Below are 3,326 nucleotides of genomic sequence, written 5' to 3'. Positions count from 1 at the left end.
CCCGCCATGTCCCATTCAGTACAGCCTCTCGATCATCGAGAGTCTAAGGGGAGATCCTCCATTCGCGAAACCAGAGGGATCTGACCTGAATGACTGGCACAAGATTGACGCGCACTACAAGCGCCGCAGCACCTGCACTACCTAATAACAATCCCGAGGCCCAGACTTGTCAGCCGAAGGAGGAGCAGGACCACGTCGATTTCCTGGTGGCGCAAACAAACGATCTCAAGGCGGCGTATGACCGGTATGTCGCTGGCGAGACCCGAGATGAAATAACCGCCCTCGAGTTGAAAAATCTAACGAACCATCTTCTGTCGCAGTTCGATCAGGTCATCCTTAGCCAGATTGCCCGGCTCGAGCAGACAAACTGCGCGTCCGGCAACGTAAAGTCAGTTGAAGATGAGCTTCTGAAGCTGAAGATTTTGCGGTGTGACGCAGGTCAAAGCCCGCATTAGGGTCGAAACCCAATCAAATTGATGATGAGATTAGCTGTCCATGTTTCATTGCCTGCAGAAGCAGGAATGTTCGACCATGGCAGGCGAGTTTCTGGCTTGATGACGATCAGTGGGCGGTGATTTCGCCGCTGCTTCCGACCAACCAACGCGGCGCTCATCGTACCGACGACCGCCGGGTTATCAGCGGGATCATCCACGTCTTGCGATCCGGTTGCCGGTGGCAGGATTGTCCATCCTGCTACGGGCCTTCGACAACGGTCTATAATCGCTTCCATCGCTGGTCAGCTAAAGGGATATGGCGGCGACTGTTTGGAGCTCTGGTGCAAACGACCGATCGGGACATCCATATGATCGATAGCACTACCGCAAAAGCACACCGCTCTGCCGCTGGCGAAAAGGGGGGGCGGATGCCGAAGCAATCGGTCGATCGAGAGGCGGCAGATCGACAAAAATCCATGCTGTCGTCGATGGTTGCGGCCGTCCAGCCGCGTTGCGAATAAGGCCCAGTGAGCCGGTAGATAGAAAAATGGCCAAAGTTTGGAACGGAGCGTGAACTCTTGGTTCGGGCTATGGCTCCTTAATTGCGGCATTGCTGGCGATACGGCTGATTGTGGTGCGATGGACGCGGAACAGGCGAGCGACGTCGGCAGCCGAACGGCCGGTTTTGAGCATGGTGATGACTTCGGCCTGTTGAGGTTTAGTAAGCTTGGGTTGGCGCCCACCGCCGCGGACCTGGGCGCGTGCGGCGCGCAGTCCAGCTTGCGTTCTCTCTCGGACCATTTCGCGTTCGAACTCGGCGAACGAGCCAAGCATGTGCATCATCATGCGCCCGGACGCCGTTGTACTGTCGATGTTTTCGGTCAGTGACCGGAACCCAGCGCCGGCTTTTTCGATGCGATCCAGGATCACCAGCAGGTCTTTGAGCGAGCGGGACAGCCGATCAAGCTTCCAGACGACCAGCACGTCGCCGGCACCGAGCCTGTCAAGGAGACGGTGAAGTTCGGGCCGGTCCCAGCGGCCGCCCGATGCCTTTTCCTCGAAGATCCGCCGACAGCCCGCGGCCTCAAGAGCTTCGATCTGAGGGCCGGTGTCCTGATCCTCGGCCTTGGAGACGCGAGCGTGGCCGAGGAGTGCGCAGATTGTCGCTTTTGCCTGTTGCGTTTGCGTTTCATTTGGCGACAGGTTTTTGCGACGTTCTGAAGCCCGCTTTTGTGGAGGTGCCGCGGGTGTCGCACATACGAACGTTTGCGCACGGTGGTAATTGGCATCCATCACGCGGCCCTCGCCATGCCAAAATCAATGCGCCGGTTGAAGTCCGGATCGAAACGGCCATAGGGATTGAGGTGGCTGTGAATGCCTGGGTTGACCGCGCGATGATCGGCCGGCGTCATGCGTTTCAACCAGGCAGGTTCTGCCAGGACGCGCTGCAGCATCAGCGTATTCACATAGACCATGCAATTTTGCAGCAGATGAAGGGCCAGAACGGAAAGCTCCTGATCCTCCAGCCGGTTGGTCGCAACCTCACCGCCCTTGCCGAAAAAGATAAAGCTGTGAGCGCCGTTCCAATTCTCGACCACATTAAGGCCAGCATGGATCTCGCGGCGTAGACCTTCCGAGCCGATATATTTGCACAGAAAAATGGTCTTGATTACCTTGCCGAGTTCGGCGAGCGCGGCATAGGTCGGATGCTGCACTGCCGATCCGGCAATGCGGCGCAGAATTGCTTCCGGATCCGCCGTCCGATGACGCAGCGCGGCGGTATATTTGATCATCTCGTCATATTGGCGCTCGATCAGCGCCCAGTTGATCTCGCGCGTGAGGATCGGCGCCAGCTTGCCAAGCGCATCGCGCATATTCGTGGATGGGAGGTAGAGTTTCTGGCGGGCGATGGCCTTCAATCGGGGGCCCAGCTCGAAACCGAGGAGGTGGGAAAAGGCAAAGGCAACCTCGCTTTGGCCATGGCTATCGACATAGTGACGCTGGATCTCCATATCCGTGCAGTGACGCAGCACGCCTTCAATCATTGCGCTGACCTCCGAGGAGGAGCAGCGCTTGAGCTGCGAGTAGATGCAGGTCGATTGGCGTTCCATATGCCAATAGATCATGACGCCACGCCCCTGATAGCGAACATGCCACTCGGCCATAAGGTTCTGGTCCCAGGCGCCGATTTTGGTGGAATCGGAAGCGCAAGCGGTCCCGGCCTCACCCCATATGTTTGTGTCGCGCGCCTCGAAGATGGCATTGCTCACCAAGGCCGTCGCACAGCGCAAAGCTTGCTTGTCGATGAAACGCCGCCTGACATGCAGCAACTCCGAATAGCTGACATCTTCAGAGCCCGCGCTCACCCGCTTCAGGCCCGCGTTGGTGCCCAGGCCGTAAAGGCAAAGGATCAGGCGCTGGTGCAAGGTGTCGGCGTCGAGAACCACTCGGTCGCCTGACGATGTGAACTCCTTGAGGAACCCGGTTTGTTGCGCAGTCTCTGTCAAAACGTCGATCAGATCCGTCATTGGCCAGCGCCGCTCAAGTTCGGCCTTGATCCTCTCCAGCGTGGGTGGGGGAGCCAAAGGCTCGAACGGGGCAATCGAAATGCGTTTTTTGATGCCCCCCACAAGCCGGACTTTGGAATTGCGGGGGATCTCGGCATTCAGTGTTTGGAGCGCCTGCGTCATCTGCTCGCGAAGGCCGGCGACAAAAGCGCCGGCATCCTGGCTGCGGCCGAGTTCGCTATAATAGTCCGCGCGCCGCTCTTCAAAGTCCTTTGGCAGATCCTCGTCGGGATTGCGATAGCGATCGGCGCCCGACACCCAAATCTCCTTGCAACGCAGGCGGTTGCGTAATGCGGTTAGCACACAGATCTCTCTAGGAGACCTG

Annotated in this window: 4 protein-coding genes; 2 read left to right on the top strand and 2 right to left on the bottom strand. The window is 58.2% G+C overall.

Annotated elements, in window-relative coordinates; genetic code table 11:
- Positions 1–89: 89 nt before the first annotated feature.
- Positions 90–455: a hypothetical protein gene (locus tag PDO_RS11655; RefSeq protein WP_009109638.1), complete on the top strand. Its 366-nt coding sequence runs from the start codon at positions 90–92 to the stop codon at positions 453–455.
- Between the two features lie 17 nt (positions 456–472).
- Positions 473–955, top strand: coding sequence for an IS5 family transposase (locus PDO_RS11650; RefSeq protein ID WP_081593173.1), 483 nt, complete (start codon positions 473–475; stop codon positions 953–955).
- Between the two features lie 67 nt (positions 956–1,022).
- On the opposite strand, the gene PDO_RS11645 is transcribed toward PDO_RS11650, so the two are convergent.
- Together PDO_RS11645 and PDO_RS11640 are read right to left on the bottom strand one after the other, a co-directional pair.
- Positions 1,023–1,727 carry a recombinase family protein gene (locus tag PDO_RS11645; protein WP_009109635.1) on the bottom strand — a complete coding sequence of 235 codons (705 nt, stop codon included), beginning with the start codon at positions 1,725–1,727 and terminating at the stop codon, positions 1,023–1,025.
- On the bottom strand, positions 1,727–3,326 hold a 1,600-nt coding region (locus tag PDO_RS11640), incomplete at its 5' end, for a Tn3 family transposase (protein ID WP_037073633.1). The genes PDO_RS11645 and PDO_RS11640, both read right to left, overlap by 1 nt.

The organism is Rhizobium sp. PDO1-076 (assembly GCF_000247475.1).
In the GTDB taxonomy this organism is placed as follows: Bacteria; Pseudomonadota; Alphaproteobacteria; order Rhizobiales; family Rhizobiaceae; genus Allorhizobium.
Note: the sequence above shows the minus strand (reverse complement) of the source record. Positions and strands in the feature narration are given on the sequence as shown.

Excerpts from the sequence above, each read along its gene's own strand:
- PDO_RS11655 (WP_009109638.1), top strand. The coding sequence starts at position 90 with ATGACTGGCACAAGATTGACGCGCACTACAAGCGCCGCAGCACCTGCA.
- PDO_RS11645 (WP_009109635.1), bottom strand. The coding sequence starts at position 1,727 with ATGGATGCCAATTACCACCGTGCGCAAACGTTCGTATGTGCGACACCC.